The organism is Terrisphaera buseokensis (genome assembly GCF_047521145.2).
Classification (GTDB): domain Bacteria; phylum Verrucomicrobiota; class Verrucomicrobiia; order Opitutales; family Opitutaceae; genus ER46.
In genome coordinates, this window is sequence record NZ_CM134186.1 from 3,933,302 (window position 1) to 3,959,220 (window position 25,919).

The window sequence follows — 25,919 nt, forward strand, 5'->3', positions numbered from 1 at the left end:
GCGTGAGACGAGAGACTGCCGCAGGGAGGAACTCACCAGCGCGCTGGCGATGCTGGGGCGGAAAAGCCGCACCGCGACTGGGGCCGGAGCGCCTCCAGAGCGCGTCCGGCCGGTCAGTCGTGATTGCAGATGTCTGCCAGGGAAAGTCATGTCGGGGCGGTTCAACCGAGCGCGTTGAGGGTCTTCTCCATCTGATCATCCACCGTCTTGATGATCTTCTGGTTCGCCTCGTAGGCGCGGGAAATCAGGACCAGGTCGACCATCTCGCGGAGCGGCGTGACATTGCTGCCCTCGATGTAGCCCTGCATCAGCTCGGGCTCGTCGACCGTCTTCGGGGCGTCACCCAGGTTCTGAAACATGCCGCCGCCGACGGGGAGCAGCTTGGACGTATCCGCAAAGCGCTTCACCGTAAGTTTTCCGAGCGAGTTGGTGCCCTGGAACATCGTGCCGTCGCCGTTCACCGTCAGCGGGCCGCCACCGGCCACCAGCGTGATCGGGGAACCGCCGTCGCCCATCACCACGGCGTTGTTCTTCGTGACCAGCGTGCGGTCAGCGCGAATATGGAACTCGCCGCTGCGCGTGTAGACCTTGGAACCGTCGGGCTGCTGAGCCTCGAAAAAGCCGTCGCCCTGAATCGCGACGTCGAACTCCCGTCGCGTCGGCTGCGTTTCACCAGTCAGAAAATTGATCCCGTAGTTCACCTTCGGGAAATTCATCGCCATGCCCGTCTCGTGACCGGCCTTGCCGCGCTTCTCCGAATTCAACTCACCGGCGTTAACCGTGGAGAAATTGACCGTCCGCTTGCGGAAACCCGTGGTCTGCGCCGACGTGATGTTCTCGGACACCGAATCCTGCCAACGCTCCAATGCCGAGAGGGCCGAGGCGCTTTGATAGAGTCCGATGTTCATGGTCACGACTCCTTAAGCCATCCGCATGCCCACCACGCCAGACACCGCTCAAAGCGTTGATTTCCTTTGAATTAAACTTCACGGAAATTCTTAAGGAAAATTCTGCCATGAGCCCCAAACGGTCCAGCGGGCGTGAAGCGGCAGGAATTGCCGGTCAGCGGGACGGCGGTGAATCCGAGCGGTCCTCTCGACCCGGGCCACTCGCTGGCGCTCGTAGCCACAAGGTTAGGCAACCTGCGGCCAAGGTGGGCAAACGACGGCAGGAAGGCTGCCGGTTCCGGCGGTTCAAACCACCGGTGCGGCGGCGGTCGAAACCTTCGATTCAACTCCCTCCGGCCTTTAATGGCCGGCGGGATAAAGGCACTCGATCTCCACGCGTTCGCCGCAGACGCAGCTCACGATCAGGCGGACGATCTTATCGCCCTCCTTGACCACCTCGACTTGGGCGCTCGCCGCGGCCGGCGCGCTGCCGGATCCCGGTGCCACCGCCCGCACGTGCTCGTGGCGGGCCGCGAAAGCGCTGGCGAATTGCGCGGGGGGACGAAGCGGCTCGAGCGGCAGGGATCGTCTCCCCTGCGAAAAGGGTTTCATGGATAAAATCAGTGGGCCGGCGTCACGACGGCAGCCTTCTCACCCGGCAGCGCCTCACGCCCCGGGCCTTCCTTGGTCGGCGGACGCTCCTTGGTCGGTGACTCCTTCGCGGGGCCATCTTTCGCGCGGCTCTTGGCCGTCAACGTGAGATTGAGGGTGATGCGCTCGTTCGATTCCGCGCCGGTCTCGCCCGGGATCGGCCGGGTGTCGGCGTAACCCGTGACCCGCTCGATCTGGCGCGGGTCGACGGCGTAGTGGACGAGCACGCGACGCGAGGCGTTGGCGCGATCCGCGGACAAATCCCAGTTATCGTAGCTAGGTTTGCTGACGGGCCTGACCCCGGCGTGGCCGTCGATCGTGACGTTGAACTTGTGCCGCTCGATCGTCCACGCCATCGCCTGCAGCACGAACGTGCCCCATTCCGTTAGATCGGTGGAATCGCGGGCAAACAGCGGCTGTTTGGCCCGGTCGAACAACGTGACCCGGAGACCGTCGGAGGTGACCTGGATATCGATTGGTTTGCTGGCCATGCTCTCGTCGAGATTGAGCAGCCGGTAGAAATCAGCCGCCACCGAATTAAGAAAGGTCATCTGGACCTGTTTGTTGCGGTCGAGGCCGCCGTCGGCGTTGTTGGATGAGCTCTTGTTGCTGTTGAACGGCATGACGCCGGACGAGGCATCCATGGGCGAGCGGAACGGATTCTGAAAGTACTGCGACGTCGAGATGAGGATTTCCTTATCCTGCGCGGAAATCCACAGCACCATGAACAGCGCCATCATCGCGGTGACGAAGTCCGCGTACGCCACCTTCCAGGCTCCACCGTGTCCGGCCATGTTGGTCGCGCGTTGAGAGGGTTTACTTCGCTGGAGCCATCGCCTTCAACGTGGCCTCGAGTTCGCTGGCGCCGGGCTGGACATTGCTGTCGAGCGAGCGACGCGCGACTTCCACCGCGGTCATCGGGGCCAGGCCTTTCGCAAAGCCGGAAACGGCCTGCGTGATGCACTTCAAAAACTGTTCGTCGCCGGCGTTGTTGAACTGCACGCGATTCGCCAGCGGATTCACGAAGCCGTACGCCACCCAGATGCCCAGGAGCGTGCCGGTGAGCGCCGCGGCCACGCGTTCGCCGACCTTTTCGGGACCTTCGGAGATGGCCGCCATCGTGTTGATGATGCCCAACACCGCCGCGACAATCCCGATGCCGGGCAGGGAGTCACCGACGAGTTGTAGAATATGCACCGGATGATTCGCCTCGGCGCTCTTCGCCTTGAGTTCCGCGTCCATCAGCGCCTCGAGCTGATCCGGCTTGATCTTGCCGTCGATGACGGGCTTCAGGCCGTTGCAGATGAACTCCAGCCGCTCATGATGATTGAGCACCGACGGATACTTCTGGAAGATCGAGCTCTTCTTCGGATCCATGATGTGCTCCTCGAGCGCGATCAGGCCGTTGCGCCGGCCGACCATGAAAATTTCGTAGAGCAGCTTGAGCAGATCGGTGAATTCCTTTTCGCCCGCCACCTTTCCTGCCACCGCTGCCTGCAGCTTGTGAATCAGCTCCTTCAATACGTGACCCGGGCTGGCGATGACCAGCACGCCTGCGGCGACGCCGAGGATGACCACGAACTCCGAGACGTGCAGCAGCACCATCGGATTGCCACCGGCAATGATGAAGCCGCCCAGAGTGGAGGCCAAGACGATGACTGCGCCGACAAGGATCAGCATGGGGAGATGAGGTTATGGCACCGCCGAGCCGCGCCCGGAGGGTCAGAGTGACGTTGGCGTGCCATACGATTCAGCGCTCCTTCACCCGCTGGAGCCATCCGCGGAGTCCGAGAATGGTCTGGGCATGGATCTGGCAGATACGGGACTCGGTCAGGTCAAAGACCTCCGCAATCTCGGCCAGTCGCATGTTTTCGAAATAGTACATCGCTAGGATCTTCTTCGGTATATCGGGCAACTCGCTGATTCTTTGAGTGAGAAGTTGCAGCAGTTCCGCCTTTTCCAGGTTGTCGCGGCCGGTCTTGTCCGTGTCGTCGGCCAGGACCTCGTGCAATGAAGCCCCATCGCCTTCATCACCGTGCGCGCACTGGTCGATCGCGATAAACGTCACCGGCTTCGCCTCTTCGACCCACTTTTCGTACTCCTTCGGCGTGATGCCGAGGGCGGAATACACTTCGACGTCGGTCGCGGCGCGGCCGAGTTTCTGCTCCACGTCGTTGATCGTGTTCTTGAGTTTCCGCGAACGGGCGCGGGCGCGACGCGGACACCAGTCCATGCGGCGCAGCTCGTCGAGGATCGCACCGCGGATGCGCATCGCGGCGTAACTGGCAAAGGTGCTGCCCTGGTTCGGGTCAAACTTGCGGACCGCGGCAATCAGGCCGGTGATGCCCACGCTGTAGAGGTCATCGGCGTCCACGTGCGCAGGCACGTTGAGCTTGATGCGGTCGACGACGTTGCGGACGAGCGGCAGGTATCGCTCGATCAGTTCCTTCTCGTCCACCGGAGCGGCGGGAGACACGCCCTGGTAGGCACGCCAGGCGTTGGCGGTATTGCTGGTGGTGGTCGCGGCGTTTTCCGTGCCCGGGGTGGTGACTGTGGCGGTATTCATGACATCGAGGGTGTGTTACTACTTTGATTTTGCGGCGGCCGGAACGGCAGCTGCCTGACGGGCGAGAATGGTTTCGCGGATACCGCGAACGAGAATGGTCCAGAACCAGCGGAAGAGCATGGAACCGGCGAGGCAGCCCACCGCGGCGTCGAAGAGCACGCGGTCCGCCTGGTGGCCGGCATAGTAGCTGGCGGCCCCGGCGGTGATAAACCCGGCGAAGCCGCCGGAAAGGAAAACAAATTTCATGGCTGGATCAGGCGGACGTGTCGTCGTCAGGCAGCGTGCGCCGGACGATCGCGCCCGGGACGTCCTCTTCGCAGTCGCCCGTAAGGGACGGCCCGGTGGCGAGGAACAGCGGCTCGATCGACTCGTCGAAAAGATAGTCCCACAACTTGCCCCACTGCGGGACCTCATCGAGGTGGGTGAACACCAGGTGCGTCGCCCCGAGATCGCAGCCCGCCGCGTAAGCGTCGCGCAGCGACGCGCGATCGTAGGCGGCGTTCAGCACGAGGACGCGCTCGCGGATTTGCTCGCGATCGAGAAACGCCGCGATCGGCGCGTTGTCCGCCGGGCGGCGCACGGAAAGCGCCGGAAGATCCAGGTAAACGAATCCGCCGGGCACCGCGGCCTGGGTCTCGCAGGGAAAATGCGCCAGCGGCACGCCCAGCGCCTCGCTGAACACGGGCAGCGGCCCGAGGGGATTCGGACGATCGAACTCGACCGTCACCACATGTCCGATACGGGCGCGGCGAAACACTTCCTGCGAAAGCCACTTGCAGAGGGCGGTGGTCCGCCCCACCCCGGCCGCGCCCAGAAACGCCGCGCGCGCCAGCGGCGGGCGGGCCGTCCGCGCCTCGACCTGCGAACGCAGCAACCGCGACGTCTCGGCGAGCGCGCGGTGCAGCGGCAGCGTGTTGAGTTCATTCCAGTTCCGGCCGGCTTGAATGCGGTTCAGCGCGGTCTCGGTGATGCCGGAGCGCCGCAACAGTCCGGTGAGACCGAGCGACGAGGAAAACGGCGTGAGGCGGGACCGGGGCGCAACCTCGGGTGCGGTTTCGGACCCGTTATCCGGTGTGGCCAGCTCCGCGGACACGGCATCGAACGAACCGGCGGCGTCGCCGCTCGCGTTCGCGGCTTCCACGGCGTCGACCTGCGCGACGACCTCGAGCCGCGGAGAGCCGAACAGGCGCTTCAGACCGGTCGACTCCACGGCGCGCACCGAGATCACGCGGGCCGTCGGGCCGAGGCGGTCGCGGATGATCGTGACGGCTTCCTCGGTCGACTTGACCGTGAATTTGTAGGTCCCGGGCGCGAAATGTTCTCCAGCGTGCGACATGTCAGGCGGCGGCTTTCAACGGCACCTCGGCGCGCGCCACGTGCGGCGGCGCGGTGATGATGCCGGCGTTTTCAATTTCAGTGGCGGACGGCAGCTCCTGGTACGACAGGACCGTCACGCGCGGGAAGGACGACTCGAAGAAGCGTTTCAACGGCAGACGAATCTCGGCCGACACGATGATGACCACCGGCTGGCCCTGCTGCATCATCTCGGCGGTGTGCTTCGTGATCTGTTCCATCACGTGGCGGCCCGTGGCCGGATCCAGCGAGAGACCCACCTCGGTCGGCGAGCGGTGCACCTTGGTCGCGAGCCACTGCTCGAGGCGCGGATCGAGGGTCACGGCGCGCACGACGCCCGGACGGCACTCGTATTCGGGCACAAAATACAGCCCGAGGCGCCGGCGAACGAGTTCGCTGAGATCGTCCGGGTTCTTGGACAGCGACGCAAAATCAGCGATGCCCTCGAGAATCAGCGGCTGGTTCAGGATCGCCACGTTCTCGCGCAGGAGATTCTGGAAGACACGCTGGATGATGCCGAGCGTGACGAGGTCCGGCAGCAGTTCAGCGATGAGCGCCGGCTGCGCCTGCTTGAGATGGTCGACGATCGCCTGCACTTCCTGGCGGCCGAGGAGGTGGTGCGCGTTGGACTTCAGCGTCTCGGAAAGATGCGTGATCAACACCGATGCCGGATCGACGACGGTGAAGCCGTTGATCTCAGCGGTCTTCTTCTCCGCCTCGTCGATCCACGTGGCGTCGAGGTGAAACACCGGCTCGCGCGTGGCGACGCCCTTGAGGCGGACCTTGCTGCCGGCGACGTTCATCGCAAGGCAGCGCCCGGGCATCAGCTGGCCCTTGGCCACCGGCTTGCCGCGGAGCAGAAAACGATACTCGTTGGGCTCGAGTTCCAGATTGTCGCGCACCGACACCGGCGGCACCACGATGCCCTTTTCCCGCGCCAGCGCCTTGCGCACACCGGTCACGCGGGCGAGCAGTTCGCCGCCGGACTTCGCATCCGCGAGGCTGAGCAGGCCGTAGCCGATCTCGATCGCGAAAACGTCCACTTCGATGAGCTTGCGCACATCCTCCGGACCGCCGCCGGCCTTTTGATCCGCAGCCGCGGGTTCGCCCGGTTTGCCGGCCTTGCCCGCCGCCGCCACAGGCTTGTTGGTCATGCTGGTGTCGAGCCCCAGCGGACTGCCGGTCCGTTCCTCCTCCTCACGCAGGATGCGACCGAGAAAGGCCGCGGCACCGGCGAGACCGAGAAACGGGAGCAACGGCATGCCCGGCATCAGACCGAACACCGCCAGCATGCCAGCGGTGATTTTGATGGCACGGGGATAACGGAAAAGCTGACCGGCCACCTGCGCGCCGACGTTCATGCTGTCGGACGCGCGCGTGACGAGGATACCGGCGCCAACGGAAAGGATCAGGGCGGGAATCTGGGAGACGAGGCCGTCACCGATCGAGAGCAGCGTGAACTTCTGCAGCGCCTCGCCGAGCGACATGCCCATCTGCAGCACGCCGATGGCGAAACCGCCGATGACGTTGACGAGCGTGATGATGATGCCGGCGATGGCGTCGCCGCGCACAAACTTCGACGCACCGTCCATCGCACCGTAAAAGTCGGCCTCCTTCTGCACCTTGAGGCGGCGACTCGTGGCCGTGACCTCGTCGATGATCCCGGCGTTGAGCTCGGCATCGATGGCCATCTGTTTGCCGGGCAGAGCGTCGAGGGTGAAACGCGCGCTCACCTCGGCGATGCGGCCCGCGCCCTTCGTGATCACCACGAAGTTGATCACGACAAGAATCAGGAACACCACCGCACCGACGACATAGTTGCCCTGAATGACGAAGTGACCGAAGGCCTCGATGACCTGGCCGGCGTAGCCGTGCACGAGCACCTGGCGCGTCGTGCTGATGTTGAGCGCGAGCCGGAAAAGCGTGAGCGCGAGCAGCAGGGTCGGAAAGCTGGACAGCTCGGGCGGATCCTTGACGTAGACGATCGCCAGCAGCACCAGCAGCGAGAGGCCGATGTTCAACGCCAGCAGCGCATCCAGCATGACCGCCGGAATCGGCATGATCAGCAGGAGGACGGTCAGGAACAGTCCGCCGGTGAAGACGAGATCGGCCCGCTTCAGCAGGTTCGAGACCGGATTGGCCAGGGGAACAGCGCTCATGGCTTAAGCGGACGCCTCCATGCGGCGGGCCTTCAAACGGTGGAAGTAGTATCGATGAGTCCGATACACCACGGCGAGAATCGCGGCGACCGCCTGGTAAAGCTCCCCGGGAATCGTCTCGCCGACCTTGCCCATGGCGAAGAGCAGGCGCGCGACCGGCTTGTTCTCCACCATCGGCACGCCATTCTCGGCGGCGATGGCCTTGATGCGCTGGGCAAAACGGTTTTCGCCCTTCGCCAGCACCACCGGCGCCTGATCGACACCGCGCTCGTATTTCAAGGCGACCGCAAAGTGGGTGGGATTCGTCACGACGACATCGGCGGTCTTCACCGCGTCGAGCATCTGCGTCTGCATCAGGCGGCGGGCCATCCGGCGCATCGCGGCCTTCGTCATGGCGTCACCTTCAGACTGACGGCGCTCCTCCTTCACTTCCTCGCGCGTCATCATCATCTCACGCGAGGTCTTGAATTTTTCGTAGCCGAAACTGATCGCAGCGACGATGCCGAGCGCGAACAGCAGCCGGGTCAGGAAAAGGATCGTCGCGCTGTTGATGAACTGGCCGAGATAGGCGGCCTCCACCGGCGCGCTGAACAGCGGATCGTGCATCAGGCCGCGGGCGCCGAGCCAGAGCGCGCTGCCAATCGCACCGAGCTTCAGCAGGTCGATGCAACTGTGAACCAGTGCGGTCTTGGAAAAAACGCGCCCGAAACCCGCGATCGGATCAAGATTCTCGAGCTTGAAGCCGATGGCCTTCGGCGAAAGTTGGAAGCCGCTCTGCGCGCCGCTCGCCAGCAGCACCGCAATCACCACTGCCACAAGGAACGGCGCGATCGCGCGCCCGAACGTGGCCATCGCATCGCCGATCTGCACCGTGACCGTATCCGACGACAGCGACGTCGTTGCGAAATTCGTGAACATGCTGACCGCGTATTCGGATACGTCGCGCGATGCCGACTGCGCCGTGAGCGTCAAAACACCGAGCACCGCTGCCAGGGGAAACAGGACCGTCAGTTCATGCGACTTGGCGAACTGTCCACGCTCCGCCGCCTCGGAGAGTTTCTTCTCGGACGCCTGCTCGGTTTTTTGGTCCTGGTCGTGGTCTGACATGCGGTCGAGGCCCACTTAAGCAACGCTGGTGCCAAGGGTCTCGAAGCGGTTTTTAGCCACTGCCGTCCAGCGGTTTAAACATTTCCGAATGCGCCGTCTTTCCCCGCCGCCACAATTCTCCAAAAAGGTCTAAAGATGCGGCAATTTTTGCCGCTAGTCGCGCCCCCAGCCGAGCGCAGCGGGCACCCCGAACCGGCGTTGAAAAACCACCAGATGCCCGTCCTACGACCGGGGCAGGAGTTGCAGCATGCGAAACGGCATGGCGCCAAACTCCACGAACAAGTAACGCGCAATCAACGCGCCGGCGACGCTCAGCAATCCGAAGCCAACGAGGGCGCGGGCCGAGAAGCTCACGATGAAGACATTCATCTTCGGCACCGCCCGGCCCAGCACGGAAAACGCGAGCGTGATGAGAAAGTTCATCGCGATGAACGGCGCCGCAATCCGCAGCCCGAGTTCAATGAGCAGCGCCGTGCTGCGAATGAGCGAGTCGGCCGCGTTGACGTCGAAACTCCCCCGCCCCGCCCCCGCCATGTAGAAACTCTTCGCAAACGCCGTGAGCACCATCTGGTGCGCGCCGAACAGAAAGAACAACACGACGGCGAACGTGGACAGCAACGCGGCGAGCGGCTCCGACGCCGGCTCCGGTGCGCCGAGGCCCGGCGACGCCATCAGTCCAATTTCCGTCGAGATCAACCGGCCCGCCATGTCGACCGCCCCAAAGGCCAGTCGCACGACAAAACCCATCGCGAGCCCGATGATGAGTTCGATCACCACGACCGTCACCAACGTCGGCAGCTGAGCCGGAACGCGCGCCGCCGGCACGATTCCCGCCAGCAGGGTGGCCAGGCACGCACCGAGCGAAATCCGCACCGGGATCGGAATCTGGCGACCCGCGATCACCGGCAGCTGCAGGATCACCCCGATCGAACGAAACAGGATCATCATCCACGCAAAGCCGTAATCGAGGCTCATGGGATGATCAGAAGTTCAAACCGCCGGGTCGCGCGCCACTGCAGCGTCAGGGCCCGAGACCGCCCATGCGGGTCAGCGTCGTGATCGTGAACTCCGACAACGACCGCAGCAGCCACGGCGCGAGCAGCAGGATCAGTCCGGCGAGCGCGAGCAGCTTTGGCACGAAGGTCAGCGTCTGTTCCTGCAGGCTCGTCACCGACTGGATCAGACTGGCGATCAAGCCGACCGCGAGCGTGGCGCCGAGAAAGGGCGCGACGACGTAGAGGGCGAACATCACCGTGGATTTGAAGAGATCGATCGCGAGGTCGGGATTCATGAGGCGATGGTTTCAACCGAAACTCTGCACGAGCGACCGCACCACGAGGTGCCAGCCGTCGACGAGGACGAAAAGGAGCAGCTTCAATGGCAACGCGACCGTGACCGGCGGCATCATCATCATGCCGAGCGCCATCAGGACGGACGACACCAGGAAATCGATCACGAGGAACGGCAGAAAGAGCAGGAATCCCATCTGGAACGCCGTCTGCAATTCGCTGATCACGAAGGCCGGAATCACGACGCGCATCGGCAGGTCCTTCACCGCCGTGGGTCCGAAGCCGCCGAGCTGGAGAAAGTACTCCACGTCGCGCGATCGCGTTTGCTTCAACATGAATTGCTTCAGCGGCACCGTGGCTTTGTCGACCGCCTCGAGCGACGTGATCTTGCCGTCGAGGTACGGCCGCACCGCCTCGTTGTTCACCCGATCGATGACCGGCCCCATGAGGAAAAAGGTCAGGAAGAGCGAGAGACCGACAACAATCTGATTCGACGGCGCGCTGGGTGTGCCGAGCGCGGTGCGCACAAAACCAAGTACGATGACGATGCGCGTGAAGCTCGTCATCAGGAGCACGATCGACGGCGCCACCGACAGCAACGTCATGATCAGCACGACCTGCAGCGCCACGCTCACCTCGCCGCGTTCGCCCGTGCCCTCCAGCCCGATGTTCAGCTTCAGCGGCGACGACGGCGCCGTCACCGTCGCGGAGACCGGCGCGCTCGCGTTTCCACTTGGCAGCACCGGTGTGCCAGCCGCGGCCGGCACCACGGTCGGATTCCCGGCCGCGGGCGCGGGCGCCTGGGCCAGCAGGAAGGGAGTCAGGACCGAAAACAGCAGGGCGACGACGAACCGTTTCATTCGCGCGACGGTTCCTTCACGGCGGGGCCGTTCAATGCCGACACCAGGTCAATCCGCCCCGGGCAGACGCCGATCAAAAACTTCTTTCCCTCGTAGGAAGCGACGACAAGGAACTGCCGGTTGCCGAGCGAGCGCGTTTCCTCGATGGCCAGGGCCCGCAGATCGCGGCCCACCGGGGTGCCCCGACGATTGCGCCACACCAACCAGCCACCGACGCCGGCCAGCGCCGCGCCGAGCAGCAGCGACATCGAGCCGAGGCTCGAAGCGGTCGCCGCGCCGGGGCCTTCCGCCTTCGACGCTCCGGGGACAAACACCTTGTCATCCTCCGCCGCGAAAGCCGTCAGGCTCCAGAGCAGGACAAACGCGGCAAACGTGGCGCGCAGGGCCTTCATTGCTTGGCGCTGCCGACGAGTTCCGTGATCTTGATGCCGAAGTTGTCCTCGACCACGACCACTTCGCCGTACGCCACGAGCTTGTCGTTCACGTACAGTCCCACCGGATCGCTCGCGTGCTGCGTGAGCTGCACGACGGAGCCGGGGGCAAGTTCAAGGACCTCGCGCATCGGGAGCAGGACCGATCCGAGCTGGACGGTCACCTTCACCTTCACGTCGAGCAGGATATCAAGAGACTTTTCGTCCGTCAGATTTGCCATGGAGAGATTCCTCGGTGGGAAGTTTGCGCGTCAGCTGAACCGCGACGCGGTCTGTATCGAGACCTACAGTACCGACAAATTTGGGCGCTCCGTTCAGGAGCACGCGGGTCTCGGCGCAGATCGCCGGCTGCATCTCGATCACGTCGCCGACCCGCAGGTTGGTGACTTCGCGCAGCGTGAGCTCGAAGGCATCCCACTCGGCCCGCAGCGGCATCGAGATGCGATCGTACGCCGGCTGCCATTCGGCGCGCTTTGGCGCCATCACGACCGCGGCATCCTTCTGCCGGCGGGCCTGCATCTTTTTCACGAGCGGCTCGATCGTGTAGTACGGCACGCCGATTTGAATCTGTTCCGTGCAGTCCCCGAAGGTGCACTCGAGCGTCATGGCCAGCATGATGGCGTCGCGGGGCGACGTTTGGAGAAAACGGCCGTTGTTCTCGTAGCCGATGATGGACGGACGCAGTTCCTGCTCGGCCTTCCACTGGTTGCACCATTCCTCGAGAAGAATCAGGATGATGTCCTCGATCAGCGCGATTTCGATCTCGGTGAGATAACGGTCGGCCTTGACCAGCGTGCCCTTGCCGCCGAGGAGACGGTCCGCGATCGTCAGCGCGAGACGCGGATTGAGCTCGAGGATGCCGACGCCGGACAGCGGCTCGACCTTGAAGAGGCTCAGGTGCGTCGGATTCGGCAGCGAGTCCGTGAATTTTGAATACGCGACCGTCGTGAGGTTCGCCATCTTGAGGCCGAACTCCATGCGGAAGTAGAGCGAAAGCCGGGCGCTGAGGTAGCGGATGAAATCCTCATGCAGCAGCCGCAGCCGGCGCAGTTCCGCCTCGGACAGGAAGGCCGGGTTGCGAAAATCGAAGGACTCGACCTTGCGGTTCGACACCGGGCGGTCGGCCGTGACCACCCCGCCCTGCGGCGCCTGCGCCTCCGCCTGCTGCTGCGCGAGAATGCGATCGATCTCGGATTGATCGAGAAACTCGGAGGCGGGTTTGGAGGGTTCGTCGGCCATGGCGGCGGGCGGCGGTCAGCGACCGCCGTGGGTGTTTATTGGACGACAAAGTCCGAGAAGTAGACTTGATCGGCGACCTTGCGCCCGAGCGCCTGGTTGTACGCCGTGACCAGCTTTTCGCGGATCAGGTTCTTCGCCCCCGGCTCCTCGAGCTCGGCCAGGGTCAGCGACGACAGGACGTTGAGCGTGACGTCGGTGAGCTTGGGCTTTGCGCCCTCGAACACCGCGCGGATGTTCGGATCCGCGCCGGTGATGATGAAACTGGTCTTGAGGTAACGCGTGCCCATCGTGCCCGCGAGGTTCACGACGACGTTCGTAAACTCGAAATTCGCGCCACCGCCGCCCTTACCTTCCTTCCCTTCCTTGGCCGGCTTGCCGCCGTGGCCACCCGAGGGTGCCGCATGCGCAGCCGGAGCCGCGGCCTCGGCGCCGTGTTCACCGGCGGGAGCGACCGCGAGCTTCTTCTGCAGCCGCGGCACGAGCACGAATTCCACGGTGGCCCACGTGGCCGCCGGCGCGAGAATCAGCGCCGCAATCACGGGCAGCCAGGCTTTGGCGCCACCGGCCGGCGCAGCCGCGCCCGCCGCACCCTCGGCGGCAGCCTCGGGCTTCGCCGCGCCCTTGGCGGGTGTTTCGGATTTTGCAGGTGTCGACATGACGGGGACGGGAGTTGGATCGAGTGATGAAAGGAAACCGGCGGAAATCCGGCGTCGCCCGCGGGCGCGAACCGTTTTCCACCCGGCGACGAATCAGCGCTTCAAGTTGACGATGTCCTCGAGGACGCTGTCGGAAACCGTGATGAGGCGGGACGCGGCCTGGAAACTGCGCTGCGTCGTGATGAGATTCGCGAATTGATCGGTGAGATCGACGTTCGAAAGTTCGAGGGTACCGGACTGGATCAAACCGAGACCGTTGGTGCCGGGCTTGTTCACCGCGACCTGCAGGGCAGTCGAGCCGGCGGCCGCGCCGACCGCACCGGCAGCGAGCAGACCCGAATAGAGGTTATTGCCTTCCTTCACGAGCGCCGAGGGATCGTTGAAGGTCTGGATGAGCACCTGGTTCGTCGTGGCGGACGAACCGTCGGAATAGAACTCAACGACGTTGCCGGCCTTGTCGATCGTGACGGCCTGACGCTGCGATCCCACCGGCGGGGTGCCGAGCTTGACGTCGCCGAGGGTGGTGAGACCCGCGCCCGTCGCGCCCTGCACGCGGAAGCCCTGGGGCGAGACGAGGTAGCCTTGATCGTCCCAGCGGAAGTCGCCCGAACGGGTCGCGTACTCGGTCGAGTCGACGACGTTCTTCACGTGGAAGAAGCCGTTGCCGGAGATGCCGAGATCGGTCTCCTTGCCGGTGCTGCCGAGTGAACCCTGGCTGAAATTGGTGCTGACGCCCGCGAGGACCACGCCGGTGCCGATGCCGGTCGACGGCGAATTGGAAGTCGTCGCGGTGGACGGAGACGAGCGCTGGAGAATGTTGCTGAAGCTGTCCGCGTACTTCGCCTCGGAGCTCTTGTAGCCGGTGGTGTTCACGTTCGCGATGTTCGCGCCGATGACCTCGAGACCTTTCATGAACGTGCGCAGGGCGCTGACGCCGCTGCCGAGTGTGCCGATGAGTGACATGGTGTAATGGGTAGCTGGTTAGTATTTGGCTCCGCTTTGCGAAGCTGACATGGGAGCGGAGACAACGCTGGGCTCCACCCGGAGCACTGCGGAAAGAGCGAAGGACTTGTCGCCGACCACGAGACGCGGCGCGGTGCCGGAGTTGTCGATGGCCGTGACGTCGCCAGAGGTGGATTTGCCGTCACCGAGATCGACCGTGACCTTGTGACCAAGATAGGAATTCGCGACGACGCGCTGCTGGTCGGTGCGAAGCTGCGTGAGCTCGTTCGCCATCGTGGTCGTTTGCTCGAGGGAGGTGAACTGCGCGGTCTGTGCGATGAAGGCGGTGTCCTCCATCGGCTTCATCGGATCCTGCATCTGAAACTGCACGGCCAGCAGCTTCATGAAGTCGTCGCGACCCAGAACTTTTTGCGGGACCCGGGTCGAGCCCGGCAGCGCATCGCTGCTGCTGGCTGCGGTGGTGGTGGAGGAAACGGGAGAAATGGTGGCCATGGGATCAGGCGTGCGTGTGCAGGTGGAGCGAGTGACGCCCGGCCAGGGAAGGCTGGGCCGCCAGCGCCGGGGAAGGAACAGGGACCACGTGGGCGGTGCCGCGAATCTGACGGAGTCCGGCGAAGGCGTTTTCAGCCAATTCGCGCTGGGCGTGCTGCTCGCGCTGCCGCGACGACGCATCGTTCGGAGAACCGTCATGCGTCGCCGATTGATCAGACGACGTGAAAACGGCGGGCGCGATCCGGATATGGCGATCGCCCGAGGAAGACGAGGCCGAGACGGACTGCCACTCATGCGAAAGCGCGTTGCGAAGTTCGGCGGAATCCGTCCGGAAGGTGGTGCGGACTTGATCAGCGCGGAGTTCAACCCGCACGGAAAGATCCGCATCCCCCACCCTGAACTGCAGGCTGACCCATTTCTGTTCGCGGGACTCAGCCTGACGTGCGGCCTGCAACACCACTTCAACCGCCTCGTGGGCCGAGCTCACTGCCTGCGCTTCGAGCGTTTTGTCCGGTGCGGTTGCCGCTTCCAAACCCGAAGCCACCGGAGCAATGGCAGCGGCCGCGTAGTCAGACGCAGGGTGCTGCAAAGCGGTCGGGTGGTAACGGGCGAACATGGTCAGACCCGTTTTAGCACTGTCGATGCCAAGGCGCTTCCGCTCCGGCTCAACCGACTGTCCATCAGCGCTTACAAAACTTTTATCCGTCGCCTCGTCCGACGTTGTTTCGTCCGCCAAAACGACGTCGGACGAAACGGCAGAATTTGCCGGGGTCGCATTCGGACGGCTGCCATCCGCCCGCGCGGACGTGTTCCGTGCGGCGGCCGGCCCGACCGGATGCGACGACGCGATCACGGACATCATTTCGGACGTCGTCCCATCGGGAATGGTGGCAGTGTCCGATTCCTCCGTCGTCGTGGCTGCGGCTGCCAAGGCCGACTTCAAGCCGCGGTCGGCGCCCAATTCCTTCACCGTGATGCCGGCCGCAACCATGGCATCGACGGCGGAGTTCTCGGCGGCCTGCGCGGACGGCAGGGTCGGACTGGAGGCGCGCGGTTCGGCGCGCACCTGCGACCCGAGCTTTGGATTCAGGAGGCCGTTTCCGGCGAAGGCACCGTTGCCCACGGACTCGGGCGCCGTACTGCCCGTCAAATCAGAAGGAACGAACTCGGTCTCTGCCGACCGGCCGATGCCGTTCGTCGGATCGAAGCGGCCGATTTCGCGCGACGAATTCACCCGACCGTCGCCGAACACGTTTATGAGCGCGGGATCGATCGGCCCCGCCGTGACCGTCGTGGAGTCGGCGCTGACCACGCCCTCCTCCGAAGCTTTCGGGCCAGCCTTCAATCCGGGAGCCAAATGCGTGACAGCGGCGGCATGCTGCAGCGCGATTTCTTTCTTGATGCCGTGGCCCAAACCGCGGGCGTGGCCGGGGGGAAACCCGGGCACTTCGGGCGCGTTGGCCCCGGTGTCGGACGATTCGCCGCCATCCAGGGCCTCGGCACTCACGACGCCTTCAGGCGCAATCACGCCGATACAGGCGACCGGCTCAGGGGGAGTTGCCTGCCCCAGCCACACGCCGCTCTGGGCGGCGGCCGTCGCGGCGTCGTCTCCAACGTTTGGAGACGGCTCCTCCAGTTCGGCGATGACCGCTTCAAACTGAGTGCCCTCGCCGGTGGTGGCGGCATCGAACCCGGAGCTGCCAGCGGAATCGGTCCCAGGCGCGAGTTGGGCAAAGAAATTCGGATCGGACGATACGGTGTTATTTGAGAGTTGCATGTCATGTCACCGTCCATGGCCTGCGACCGCGTCGATCCGTGACGCGGGTTGTGGTTGTTCAGGAAGCGGTGCCCGGCTTGGTGGCCTTCATCATGCGCAGCTTTTCGGAAAGGACGGCGGCGCGCTTGGCCATGGCCGGATCACTGGCCGCGGCCTTGCTCATCTCCTCGAAGATCGGCGCGACGATGTCGGGCTTCATCAACGAGAGAATCTTCACCGCGGTCGTGTCATCCATCTCCTTGAAGATCGCGACCGCGCCCTTGGCCGTGACGTTCGTGTAGGTCGTCGCGAGCGTCTTGATGTTCTTGGCCTCGTCGACGGAGATCTCGATGAGCTTGTCGCCGATCTGCTTGCGCAGGCCTTCAATCTCGACGCGCAGCTTGGCAAATTCCTTCTCCTCGGTCGCGACGCGGGCCGCGCGCTGCTCCAGTGCATCCGCCTGTTTTTTCAAGCGCGCGCGTTCTTCCTTCAGCTCGTTCGAGAGGTTTTCGATCTCGATCGTCCAGAAGTCCCAGCCCTTGGCGCGCAGGATGACCGTCTCCTCGACGGCCTTCGCCACCGGCTTCGCCGCCTCGGCGGCCTTGAGGACGAGCTCGCTCAGCGGACGCCAGGTCAGGCCCACGCCCATGCCCACGCTCAACAGGAGACTGAGCGCGGTCACGATCAGAGGATTTTGAAGCTTCGCATTCATACGGAAAGAGCGGCGCGGCGGGTGACGAAACGATAGCCGGCGGTGTCATCGAAGATCGCCTGTTCCTCGCGCAGACCGGCGAGCCGGTGTCGCGTGCGGGCCTTCACCTCGAGACGCTTGACGACTTCGACCTTGCGATGCGCATCCAGATAGTCCGCGCGCCGCTGCTGCATGACGGCGCGCGCGGCGTGCATCACCTTCTCGGCCTCGGCCTCGGCGCTGCATTCCTGCCGGTAGGCGCCGAGCGTCTGCGCTTCGTCGGCGGCGGAGAAACGCTGCTGCCGGCGCGCCGCCAGCGCGACCTCGAACGCCGTCACCCGCGCGCGCACCAGGGCGAGCGCTTCATCGGTCTGGCGATGCGCCTGCACCGCGGCCGCGAACGCCTCGCGGGCCTTGAGCTCGTGGTGCGCCCGCAACACGGCGACCGCCTGGAGGGAGAAGCGAAACCGTTTCATCCGATCACCTTCTTGAGAGTGGCAAACGTCTGCGCGCGGGCGGTGTGCTCGTGCGTCGACTGGCAGAGAAAGTGCCGCAGCGGATCGTGAAGCGCGATGGCGTGATCGAGCGCGGGATTCGAACCCCGGGTGTAGGCACCGATGGACACCAAGTCCTCGTTTTTCCGATACAGCGCGAGGTTCTCGCGCGCCTTGCCGGTCAGCGCGACCTCTTCGGGCGCGCACACGTCACGGGTCAGACGGCTGACGCTCTCGAGGACGTCGATCGCGGGATAGTGATTGAAGTGCGCGAGCTGGCGCGAAAGCACGATGTGTCCGTCGAGGATACCGCGAACGGCGTCAGCGACCGGCTCGTTCATGTCATCGCCTTCGACCAGCACGGTGTAAAGTGCGGTGATGGCACCCTGCTCTCCCGCTCCGGCGCGTTCCAGCAGGCGCGGCAACATGGCGAACACCGACGGCGTGTAACCGCGGGTTGCGGGCGGCTCGCCGATCGCGAGGCCGATTTCACGTTGGGCCATCGCGAAACGCGTGACCGAATCCATCATGAACAGCACGTTCTTGCCGGCGTCGCGCCAGCCTTCGGCGATCGACGTGGCGGTGTACGCGGCACGCAGCCGCAGCGGCGCCGGTGTGTCCGACGTTGCGACGACCACGACGGCGCGTTTCATGCCTTCCGGGCCAAGATCCTTCTCGATGAACTCGCGCACCTCGCGGCCGCGCTCGCCCACCAGCGCGATCACGACAACGTCCGCCTCGGAGGCGCGGGCAATCATGCCCATCAGCGTGGACTTGCCGACGCCGGAGCCGGCGAAGAGACCCAGCCGCTGCCCACGACCAAACGGGATGAAGGCATCGATCGCGCGCACGCCGGTAACAAAGGGATCCTTGATGCGCTGACGGCGCAACGGATGCGGCGGAACTCCGCTCGAGGCGGAACCACGTTCCACCGGCAGCATGGGCAGGCCGTCGAATGGACGACCGAGGGCGTCGAGGACGCGACCGAGCATTTCCGGTCCGGTGCGGGGCAGCGGCGGGCGATCGGCGGCGGCAACTTCGCAGCCGACGTGCAGCCCGGCGGTTTCGCCGAGCGGCATCAGGAGCACGCGATGTTCGCGAAAGCCCACCACTTCGGCCCGCACACTGAAATTGTCGCGCGAGGAGCGCACGAGGCAGAGTTCGCCAAGGCCGACATTCGGGCCGTCGGATTCGATGATCAAACCCGCAACACCGGTGACGGTGCCGACGCGCTGCACGGCCGGCAGGTGCCGGATTTGCGTGCGCAGGACATCGACGATCGGTGCGACTCCGGCGGTCATGCGGGTGAAAGGCTGTGCTGCATCGTCGCGAGCTTGGTTTCGAGCCGGGCATCGGTCAGGCCGAACCGGCTGCGCACCTGGCAGTCACCGGTGGTGAGCGCCGCGTCCGCGCGTATCCGCAATCCCGGATACCGCCGCAGCCACGCGGGACTCAGCTTCTCCAGCAGCGCTGCATCGCGGGGCGCGACGGTGAGCTCGAGGTTTTCGCGTTCGGGAAAGATTTCATTCAAGGCTTCCTCGCAGATGCGACCGACAACCTCAGCCGGCGGCTCGTAACCCGCCAGCAGCCGGCGCGCGATGTCGAGGGCGAGGGACGGCAGCGTCTCGCGCAGCTGGGCGACGACCGAGGCTTCGACGCCGGCGAGTTTCTGAAAGACACCCTCGCCGAGCTGTTCGATGTCGGCGCGGAACTCCACCATCTGCTGGTCAGCCAGCGCGCGGGAGGCGTCGACGCCGCGCTGGTAGGCGGTTTCCTCGCGGACGGAAATCTCCCGCTCGGAGCAGACCCGGCCGGCGGTGCCGGGGACGGCCACGCCGCTGAGCGGACGGTCGAAGGCGATGAGTTTTGCGAAAGCCATAAATCAGGAAACGACGCTGTCGGCGCCCTCGGCATCGAGGCTGATCTGGCCCTCTTCCTCGAGGCGGCGCACCACGGCGATGATCGCCTCCTGGGCCGCCTCGACGTCCTTGAGCCGCACCGCGCCCAGCATCTCGATCTCCTCCTTGAGGCTTTCCGCCGCACGTTTGGAGATGGAGCCGTAAATCCGGTCGCGGAGCATGGCGCTCGCCGACTTCATGCCGGTCGCGAGGTTCGCGGAATCCACTTCGCGCAGCACGCGCTGGAGATCCGACGCCTGCAGCCGGTTGATGTCCTCGAAACTGAAAAGCTTCTTGCGGATCGCGGCGCCGAGCGTCGCGTTGCGCTCCTCGAGCCGGGTGATCAGCTCCTTGCTCATTTCCTTGTCGAGCTGGTTGATCAGGTCGGCCGCGACGCGTACTCCGCCGCTCTGGTGGAACGAGGGCCGCAGCTTGCGTGCACAGTGACGGTGCAGACTGCCCGCGATCTTGTTCACGAGATCGAGTGACGTGCTTTCAATCGTGCCGAGCCGCTCCACCACTTCCTCGCGCAGTTCGGGTCCCAGCAGGGCGAAGACTTCGGCGGCTTTCGCGCCGTCGAGATAAGAGAGGAGAAACGAAATCGTCTGCGGCTGCTCGCTCTTCAGGAGATTGAAGATCTGACGGCCTTCCATCTCGGAGATTTCCTTGATGACCTCGATCGAGCTGCCGCCACCGGGGCCGATGCGACCGACGATCGCCGAAGCCTTGTAGTCGCCCTTGGCGATCTCGAGCGTGCGCTGCGCAAACGCCATGCCGCCGAGCGCCGAACCCATGCTGCGCGCGACGAGCGGTGAAAATTCCTCGAGCGAGAGTTTCTGCAGTTCGGTGGGGACGACCGTGAACGTCGACATCTCGCGGCAGATGACCTCGATTTCCGCATCACCGAACTGGCGGAGAACCTCGGCCGCGGCCTCCGGCCCGATGATAATCAGAAAAATCGCGAGCCGCTGGGGCCGGGACAATTTGCTGTAGTCGGTATCTGACATGGTGACGAACGCGGTCGGATCAATTCTTGCCTGCCGGGGCGTTGCCCGCAGACACCCAGTCGCGCAGCGCCATGCCCACGTTGGCCGGCTTCTGGCGAATCAGATCGTTGAGCATTTCAGGCGTGACCTGGCCGTTAGCCGGGAGCGCGCGACCGCCGGACTGCGGCGAGAGCGTCAGGACCTCGATCGGCACCGGCTCGGGCTTTTCGCGCTTCAGCATGCGCATGAAAATCAGCAGGACGATCGCGGCGCCGCCGACGGCCACCCAGCGGCTCGCCATTTCGAAATAGGTTTGAAGCTTGGTCTCGCCGGAATTCGCCGCGTTGGCTTGCGCGAGCTGCAGGTCGGGTGCCTGGAATTCCGTTTCTTGCAGGGAGACCAGCGTATCGAGCGACTGGCCGGCCGCGGGTTTGAGTCCGAGGGCGTTGATCACCACCTGGCGCAGCGCCTCGAGTTCCTGCGGAGTGCGCTTCTGCACCTGCGCGGCGGCGACCACGGGTTTGCCGTCGGGGCCGGGCGTCGGAGCCGGCACGACGAACTTCGGCGCAATGAAAACAGCGGCGGTCACCGTGCGCACCGTGCCCGGATTGCGGGTGGTGTTCGTCGTGACGCGATTGATCTCGTAGGTGGTCGTGCGGTTTTTGCGCTGCTGCTCGGACACCGAAATCGGTTTGGACGCCTCCGCGTTCGCGCCGGCCTTGTCGGGGACGTTCGCGGACACGCCGGCGGCGCCGCCACCGGAACGGGCTTCGGATGAATTGGTGATGTCGTCGGTCTGCGTCTGCGAGCGGACGACCGCGCCGTCCGGATCGTATTTCTCGGAGGTGAGCACGGTCGCCTCGGTCTCAATTTCGGCGGAGACGCGCACCACCGCGTTGCCGGGGCCGATCACCGTGGCGAGCATCGACTCCACTTTCTTCGAAAGGTAGTCCTCGACCTGCTGACGGTAACGGATCTGCGAGGACGCCGTGCCGAGCGTGGGATCCTGTTTCAACTCCTCTGAAAGCGTGCGGCCGCGATTGTCGACCACGGCCACTTGATCGGGGCCGAGGCCCTGCACCGCGTTGGCCACGAGATGGCGGATGGCGTTGACCTGATCGATCTCGAGGCGGCCGCCGCCGACATCGACGAAAACGGAGGCGGTGGATTTCACGCCCTGATCGGTGAGCAGCAGGCGGTTTTCCGGCTGCACAATCATGACGCGCGCGCCGCGCACGCCATGCAGCTGCGAGATCGTGCGGGCCAGTTCGCCCTGCACGGCCCGGAGGTAGTTCGTGCGCTGCACGAAATCGGAAAGTCCGAACTGGCCCTTGTCGAAAATCTCGAAGCCCACGCCGTCGCCGCTCGGCAGCCCCTTGCCCGCAAGATCCATCCGGATCTTGTGCACCATGTTGGACGGCACCTGCACCGCAGTGCCGCCGGCGGTGAGTTGGTGCGGAATATTCAGCGTCTGCAGGTGGCTGATGACGGCGGCCGCGTCCTTTTCACCCATGCGCGCATACAGCAGTTGGAAGTCGGGTCGCTGCGACCACACGACGACGCCCGCGAGACCGCCGGCGACCGCCACGGCGGCGACCACCAGGGAAACGCGCTGGTTGAGACCAAGCTGTTTCCAGAGATCCAGGAGAGACTGTGTGAAATTCTTCATCGAGCGGACGGTGACGGAAAAGGGTTAGGGCGAGGCGGGCGAAAAACTCACACCTGCATGCGCATCAGCTCCTGGTACGATTCGACCAGCTTGTTGCGCACCTCGACCATCATCGTGAACGCCACAGAGGCTTCCTGCATCGCGATGACGCTCTGGTGCAGCTGGTCGGAATCACCGAGCAAAACCTTGCGCGTGGCCTCCTGCGCAGCCGCCTGCTTCGACTGCACCTGGCCGACGAGACCGTCGAGCATCGGACCGAAACCTTCCGACGGGCCCGTGATGGCCGGCGTCGTCTGGGGCAGCCCGATCTTGGGCAACGGTGCATCGATGCGGGACAGAGCCGTGGCCTGGAGCGGATTGACGGAACCGATGGGTGACATGGAAGGCGCGGGACGTTGCGACTAAAAGGGAGCGGCGGACTAGCGGCCGATTTCGAGGGCCTTCATGGCCATCTGCCGCGCGTTCTTCACGACGGAGAGATTGGCTTCGTAGGCGCGCGAGGCGGTGATCAGATCCACCATTTCATACGACATGTTGACGTTGGGCATGGTGACCATGCCGTCCGGACCGGCGTCGGGATGCTGCGGGTTGTGCACCTGCTGGCCGACCGTGCGGTCCGGCGTAATCGAGGCGACGCGCACCGATTGCAGCGTGGCGCCGCCGCTGGCCGTGCGTTTCACCAGTTCCGTTTCAAAGGAAACCTGCAACCGCTGATAAGGTCCGCCGTTCGGACCGCGCGTGGTCTGGGCGTTGGCGATGTTCTGCGCCACGACGTCGAGACGGGTCTTCTGTGCATTCAAGGCACCTGCGGTAACATCGATGCCGGAGATGAGGTTCATGGCGTTGAGGCGGGAGCGTCAGGCGATCAGACGGCGCGACCGGTGATCGCCATCTTCATTTGCTTGATGTTGTTCGTGACGACTTGGCTGAGAAAATCGTACTCCACCGTGTTGCGGTTCATCGCCATCAACTCGCGCTCGATCTCGACGGTGTTGCCGTCAGGACGAACGGAACGGGAGGACGGGTCCTCCACCAATTGCGGCCGCAGCGAGCCGACCGTGCGCGCGAGATCACCGGCCGCCATGCTGGCCTTGAGCTGCGCGCCGAAATCCGGCGAGATGTCCAGACGACGGAAGCCGGGCGTTTCGGCGTTCGCGATGTTGGTGGCAATCGCCTCGTGGCGCAGCACCGACGCGTCGAGAAGCTTCCGCGCCAACTGGTAGTTGTCGGTTGGGAAGATGGGATCAATCATGGCGATTCGTTTTAGCAGAGCGGGTGCCACGGGTCGCCGGCGCTTCATAAGCAACTCCAAGATCGACGAATAGAAATTAACCCGCGGCCGGGTCTGACGCCCCGGGATTCGCGTCCGCTCGCACGCGGCAATTATTGCCGGGGGCCATGGGTCGAGTGCGACGCAACCCTTTCATCGCCCGGTATTCTCGCCCCGCAGTTTGGTGCAACAGCGCTTCATTTCCCCTCTTCCGCGCCGATCTCATCCCGGAATACTCCTCATGAGGGAAAGCGCGTCCGATCTTGTCCGCGGCACCGACCAACGGGGCAGCCGCATTGATACCGGGCCCGACCAGCGTCAGCTGGGATCGGGTGCGTGGGGTCTTCCCGGAACGATCGCCGGATTACTCGACGCGAGCAGCCCCGCCCCCGAGACCCGAGCCTCCCGTACCAGCGACAAAGTCAGCCACTTGGTGGATGCGGTCGCCGGGCAACGCGCCGGTTTCTTCCGTGAGATCGGACATTTTGATTTTCTCCGGGACGTCGCGATTCCGGAGTTGTCGAAACCAGGCCCCCACGGATTCACGGCTGGCTTCCGCAGTTGGAGCGTCGCCTGCGCCACCGGCGAGGAGCCCTACTCGATTGCCCTGACGCTCGCCGAGGCGGGACTGCGTCATCCCTGGCGTGTCACCGCCACGGATACGTCTGCGCGACTGCTCGAACAGGCCGCGGCCGGCATCTACGACCAGGCCGCGCTCGGTCAGATCGATGAAACCGTGCGCCGGAAACACTTCGAGCCATGCCCGTCGCCCCACGAGGGCCGTTTCCAGGTCCGGCCGGCGCTGCGGGCGCACGTGGACTTTCAGCGCCTCAGTCTCCTGCAGGGCCCGTCACCCCGCCACGCGCCGTTTCACGCGATCTTTTGTCGTGACGTGATGATGTATTTCGATCCGCCGACTCAGCGGGAACTGTGCAACCTGCTGCTTCGCCAGCTGGTGCCGGGCGGCTATCTTTTCGTCGGCCACGCGGAATGCCTCGCCGATCTCCGTCACGCCCTGCGGTCCATCCAGCCGGCGGTCTACCGCAAACCGCTCGATCTTTGATTTCCGCGCATGCCCACCCCTCCCACTCCGTCGTTTGATGCCAGGCCCGGCTCGAGCGCGCCGCCGCCACCTCCGGCCCGCAGCCCGGGCGCATTGCCGCCCGTCTCCAGCATCGTGGCCTCGCCCGTCCTGACGCCCGGCATCCTTTCGATTCCCGTCGCTCCCACCGCGGTCCCGCAACCGTCCACGATTCTGGTCGTCGACGACGAACCCGTCGTGCTGAACGCGCTGAAATTCACGCTCGAACGCGAAGGCTTTCATGTCGTCGCGTGCACGAGCCCGATGAAGGCGCTCTCGATTCTCAACGATCGCGACTTCGCCGTCATCATCTCCGATCAACGCATGCCGGAGATGATGGGCCTCGACTTCCTGATCGAGAGCCGCCGGCTGCGGCCCCATGCCTCGCGCATCCTGATCACGGCCGTGCTCGCGCTGCCCACGATCGTCGACGCGATCAACAAGGGCGAAATCTTTCGCTTCGTCGCCAAACCGTGGCTGCGCGAGGAACTCGTCGCCACGGTGCGCAACGCCGTGCAGCGGCACGATCTCGTGACGCGCAACGACGCGCTCCAGGCCGAGCTGAGGCTGGTCAACAGCCAGCTGCGCGAGGCCAACGGCGACCTCGAGCGCAAGGTGAAGGACCTCGAGCAGGAGAAACAGCGCGTCGACGCCGCGAATCGCGATCTCGCCGCCAGCTACGAGAACTCGCTCGAGCTCTGCCGGCGCATTCTCACCACGTATGACCCGGTGCTCGGCGGCCAGGCCAAGGCCCTCGCCGAGTTCTCGAATCTGATGGCGGCCACCGATCTCTTCAACGACGCCGAGCGCCACGCCCTGCGCGCCGCCGCGCGCCTGTGTGACATCGGACTCATCGGCGTGCCGCGCGAAATGATGCGCGCCTTCCGTTCGAAGGCCGATCAGCTGACCGAACGCGAACGCGGCATGCTGCACAGTCATCCGATCTACGGCCAGACGCTCGCGTCGCTGGTCGACAGCCGGACCGACGTCGGCGAAGTCATTCGCGCGCATCACGAGCGCTACGACGGCCGCGGCTATCCCGACGGACTTTCCGGCAATGCCATTCCATGGCCCGCCCGCTGTCTCGCCGTGGCCGTGGGCTTCGTCGAGTCCGGCCTGTCAAAAACCGCTGCGATCGAATCAATCCTCGCCCGATCCGGTACCGACTACGATCCCGAGGCGGTGCGGCTCTTCCTCAAGGTGAGCCACCTGGCGCAGCTGCCCAAACAGGTCCGGGAGATCACGCTGCACGAACTCGAAGCCGGCATGGTGCTCGCCAATGGCATCTTCAGCCCGCACGGCCTGCTGCTGATCGGTGAGGGTCAGGCGCTGAGTCCCGCGACCATCGCCAAGATCCGTAACCACAATCAGGTGACGCCCATCAGCCAGCGGCTCCTGGTCTACCTTTAGCCCAATCCCGG

The 25,919-nt window shown here is 64.6% G+C and carries 30 protein-coding genes; 2 read left to right on the forward strand and 28 right to left on the reverse strand.

Features of this window, described 5'->3' with window-relative positions; translation table 11 throughout:
- Positions 1–161 precede the first annotated feature (161 nt).
- The 28 genes from ACLJEU_RS14650 to flgB all read right to left on the reverse strand — a co-directional run bounded on the left by ACLJEU_RS14650 (position 162) and on the right by flgB (position 23,399).
- Positions 162–908, reverse strand: coding sequence for a flagellar hook-basal body protein (locus tag ACLJEU_RS14650; RefSeq protein WP_414661703.1), 747 nt, complete (start codon positions 906–908; stop codon positions 162–164).
- 339 nt (positions 909–1,247) lie between these two features.
- The gene (locus tag ACLJEU_RS14655) at positions 1,248–1,499 is read right to left on the reverse strand and encodes a hypothetical protein (RefSeq protein WP_414661702.1); all 252 of its coding nucleotides are present in this window, start codon (positions 1,497–1,499) and stop codon (positions 1,248–1,250) included.
- Positions 1,500–1,507: 8 nt separating this feature from the next.
- Entirely contained in the window at positions 1,508–2,332 is an 825-nt protein-coding gene (locus tag ACLJEU_RS14660; RefSeq protein WP_414661701.1) for a flagellar motor protein MotB, read from the reverse strand.
- Between the two features lie 22 nt (positions 2,333–2,354).
- Positions 2,355–3,218 carry a flagellar motor stator protein MotA gene (motA, locus tag ACLJEU_RS14665; protein WP_414661700.1) on the reverse strand — a complete coding sequence of 288 codons (864 nt, stop codon included), beginning with the start codon at positions 3,216–3,218 and terminating at the stop codon, positions 2,355–2,357.
- Between the two features lie 70 nt (positions 3,219–3,288).
- Positions 3,289–4,104 (reverse strand): sigma-70 family RNA polymerase sigma factor, encoded by an 816-nt coding sequence (locus ACLJEU_RS14670; RefSeq protein WP_414661699.1) that lies wholly within the window; start codon positions 4,102–4,104, stop codon positions 3,289–3,291.
- 18 nt (positions 4,105–4,122) lie between these two features.
- Entirely contained in the window at positions 4,123–4,350 is a 228-nt protein-coding gene (locus ACLJEU_RS14675) for a hypothetical protein (RefSeq protein WP_414661698.1), read from the reverse strand.
- 7 nt (positions 4,351–4,357) lie between these two features.
- Positions 4,358–5,440, reverse strand: coding sequence for a flagellar biosynthesis protein FlhF (locus tag ACLJEU_RS14680; RefSeq protein WP_414661697.1), 1,083 nt, complete (start codon positions 5,438–5,440; stop codon positions 4,358–4,360).
- A 1-nt stretch (position 5,441) separates the two neighbouring features.
- Positions 5,442–7,616: a flagellar biosynthesis protein FlhA gene (flhA, locus tag ACLJEU_RS14685; RefSeq protein WP_414661696.1), complete on the reverse strand. Its 2,175-nt coding sequence runs from the start codon at positions 7,614–7,616 to the stop codon at positions 5,442–5,444.
- Between the two features lie 3 nt (positions 7,617–7,619).
- A complete protein-coding gene (locus ACLJEU_RS14690) occupies positions 7,620–8,723 on the reverse strand; it encodes an EscU/YscU/HrcU family type III secretion system export apparatus switch protein (protein WP_414661695.1) in 1,104 nt (367 codons plus the stop codon).
- A 222-nt stretch (positions 8,724–8,945) separates the two neighbouring features.
- Positions 8,946–9,698 carry a flagellar biosynthetic protein FliR gene (locus ACLJEU_RS14695; RefSeq protein WP_414661694.1) on the reverse strand — a complete coding sequence of 251 codons (753 nt, stop codon included), beginning with the start codon at positions 9,696–9,698 and terminating at the stop codon, positions 8,946–8,948.
- 46 nt (positions 9,699–9,744) lie between these two features.
- Positions 9,745–10,014: a flagellar biosynthetic protein FliQ gene (locus ACLJEU_RS14700; protein WP_414661693.1), complete on the reverse strand. Its 270-nt coding sequence runs from the start codon at positions 10,012–10,014 to the stop codon at positions 9,745–9,747.
- Positions 10,015–10,026: 12 nt separating this feature from the next.
- Complete coding sequence (gene fliP, locus ACLJEU_RS14705) at positions 10,027–10,872, reverse strand: flagellar type III secretion system pore protein FliP (protein WP_414661692.1); 846 nt, start codon at positions 10,870–10,872, stop codon at positions 10,027–10,029.
- Positions 10,869–11,264, reverse strand: a complete 396-nt coding sequence (locus tag ACLJEU_RS14710; RefSeq protein WP_414661691.1) for a flagellar biosynthetic protein FliO — start codon at positions 11,262–11,264, stop codon at positions 10,869–10,871. Before ACLJEU_RS14710 ends, fliP begins: the two co-directional genes overlap by 4 nt.
- Positions 11,261–11,524: a flagellar motor switch protein FliN gene (gene fliN, locus ACLJEU_RS14715; RefSeq protein ID WP_414661690.1), complete on the reverse strand. Its 264-nt coding sequence runs from the start codon at positions 11,522–11,524 to the stop codon at positions 11,261–11,263. The genes ACLJEU_RS14710 and fliN overlap by 4 nt, the downstream gene beginning before the upstream one ends.
- Positions 11,493–12,542: a flagellar motor switch protein FliM gene (locus ACLJEU_RS14720; RefSeq protein ID WP_414661689.1), complete on the reverse strand. Its 1,050-nt coding sequence runs from the start codon at positions 12,540–12,542 to the stop codon at positions 11,493–11,495. The genes fliN and ACLJEU_RS14720 overlap by 32 nt, the downstream gene beginning before the upstream one ends.
- Positions 12,543–12,577: 35 nt before the next feature.
- Positions 12,578–13,198: a flagellar basal body-associated FliL family protein gene (locus tag ACLJEU_RS14725; protein ID WP_414661688.1), complete on the reverse strand. Its 621-nt coding sequence runs from the start codon at positions 13,196–13,198 to the stop codon at positions 12,578–12,580.
- A gap of 93 nt (positions 13,199–13,291) precedes the next feature.
- Positions 13,292–14,161 (reverse strand): flagellar hook-basal body protein, encoded by an 870-nt coding sequence (locus ACLJEU_RS14730; protein WP_414661687.1) that lies wholly within the window; start codon positions 14,159–14,161, stop codon positions 13,292–13,294.
- Between the two features lie 18 nt (positions 14,162–14,179).
- Entirely contained in the window at positions 14,180–14,653 is a 474-nt protein-coding gene (locus ACLJEU_RS14735; RefSeq protein WP_414661686.1) for a flagellar hook capping FlgD N-terminal domain-containing protein, read from the reverse strand.
- A 4-nt stretch (positions 14,654–14,657) separates the two neighbouring features.
- Positions 14,658–16,067: a hypothetical protein gene (locus tag ACLJEU_RS14740; RefSeq protein WP_414661685.1), complete on the reverse strand. Its 1,410-nt coding sequence runs from the start codon at positions 16,065–16,067 to the stop codon at positions 14,658–14,660.
- Positions 16,068–16,488: 421 nt separating this feature from the next.
- On the reverse strand, positions 16,489–17,121 hold the full coding sequence (locus ACLJEU_RS14745) for a hypothetical protein (protein ID WP_414661684.1): 633 nt from the start codon (positions 17,119–17,121) through the stop codon (positions 16,489–16,491).
- Positions 17,118–17,576, reverse strand: a complete 459-nt coding sequence (locus ACLJEU_RS14750; RefSeq protein ID WP_414661683.1) for a flagellar export protein FliJ — start codon at positions 17,574–17,576, stop codon at positions 17,118–17,120. The genes ACLJEU_RS14745 and ACLJEU_RS14750 overlap by 4 nt, the downstream gene beginning before the upstream one ends.
- Positions 17,573–18,895: a FliI/YscN family ATPase gene (locus ACLJEU_RS14755; RefSeq protein WP_414661682.1), complete on the reverse strand. Its 1,323-nt coding sequence runs from the start codon at positions 18,893–18,895 to the stop codon at positions 17,573–17,575. The genes ACLJEU_RS14750 and ACLJEU_RS14755 overlap by 4 nt, the downstream gene beginning before the upstream one ends.
- A complete protein-coding gene (locus ACLJEU_RS14760) occupies positions 18,892–19,473 on the reverse strand; it encodes a FliH/SctL family protein (protein ID WP_414661681.1) in 582 nt (193 codons plus the stop codon). The genes ACLJEU_RS14755 and ACLJEU_RS14760 overlap by 4 nt, the downstream gene beginning before the upstream one ends.
- Before the next feature lie 3 nt (positions 19,474–19,476).
- The gene (fliG, locus tag ACLJEU_RS14765) at positions 19,477–20,499 is read right to left on the reverse strand and encodes a flagellar motor switch protein FliG (protein ID WP_414661680.1); all 1,023 of its coding nucleotides are present in this window, start codon (positions 20,497–20,499) and stop codon (positions 19,477–19,479) included.
- 19 nt (positions 20,500–20,518) lie between these two features.
- Complete coding sequence (gene fliF / locus ACLJEU_RS14770) at positions 20,519–22,147, reverse strand: flagellar basal-body MS-ring/collar protein FliF (RefSeq protein ID WP_414661679.1); 1,629 nt, start codon at positions 22,145–22,147, stop codon at positions 20,519–20,521.
- A 47-nt stretch (positions 22,148–22,194) separates the two neighbouring features.
- Entirely contained in the window at positions 22,195–22,527 is a 333-nt protein-coding gene (fliE, locus tag ACLJEU_RS14775) for a flagellar hook-basal body complex protein FliE (RefSeq protein WP_414661678.1), read from the reverse strand.
- Positions 22,528–22,566: 39 nt separating this feature from the next.
- On the reverse strand, positions 22,567–22,986 hold the full coding sequence (gene flgC / locus ACLJEU_RS14780; RefSeq protein ID WP_414661677.1) for a flagellar basal body rod protein FlgC: 420 nt from the start codon (positions 22,984–22,986) through the stop codon (positions 22,567–22,569).
- 26 nt (positions 22,987–23,012) lie between these two features.
- Complete coding sequence (flgB, locus tag ACLJEU_RS14785; protein ID WP_414661676.1) at positions 23,013–23,399, reverse strand: flagellar basal body rod protein FlgB; 387 nt, start codon at positions 23,397–23,399, stop codon at positions 23,013–23,015.
- A gap of 259 nt (positions 23,400–23,658) precedes the next feature.
- On the opposite strand from flgB, the gene ACLJEU_RS14790 reads away from it, so the two are divergent.
- Both ACLJEU_RS14790 and ACLJEU_RS14795 read left to right on the forward strand, forming a co-directional pair.
- Positions 23,659–24,480, forward strand: a complete 822-nt coding sequence (locus ACLJEU_RS14790) for a CheR family methyltransferase (RefSeq protein WP_414661675.1) — start codon at positions 23,659–23,661, stop codon at positions 24,478–24,480.
- Between the two features lie 9 nt (positions 24,481–24,489).
- Positions 24,490–25,908, forward strand: a complete 1,419-nt coding sequence (locus ACLJEU_RS14795) for an HD domain-containing phosphohydrolase (RefSeq protein ID WP_414661674.1) — start codon at positions 24,490–24,492, stop codon at positions 25,906–25,908.
- Positions 25,909–25,919: the final 11 nt, after the last annotated feature.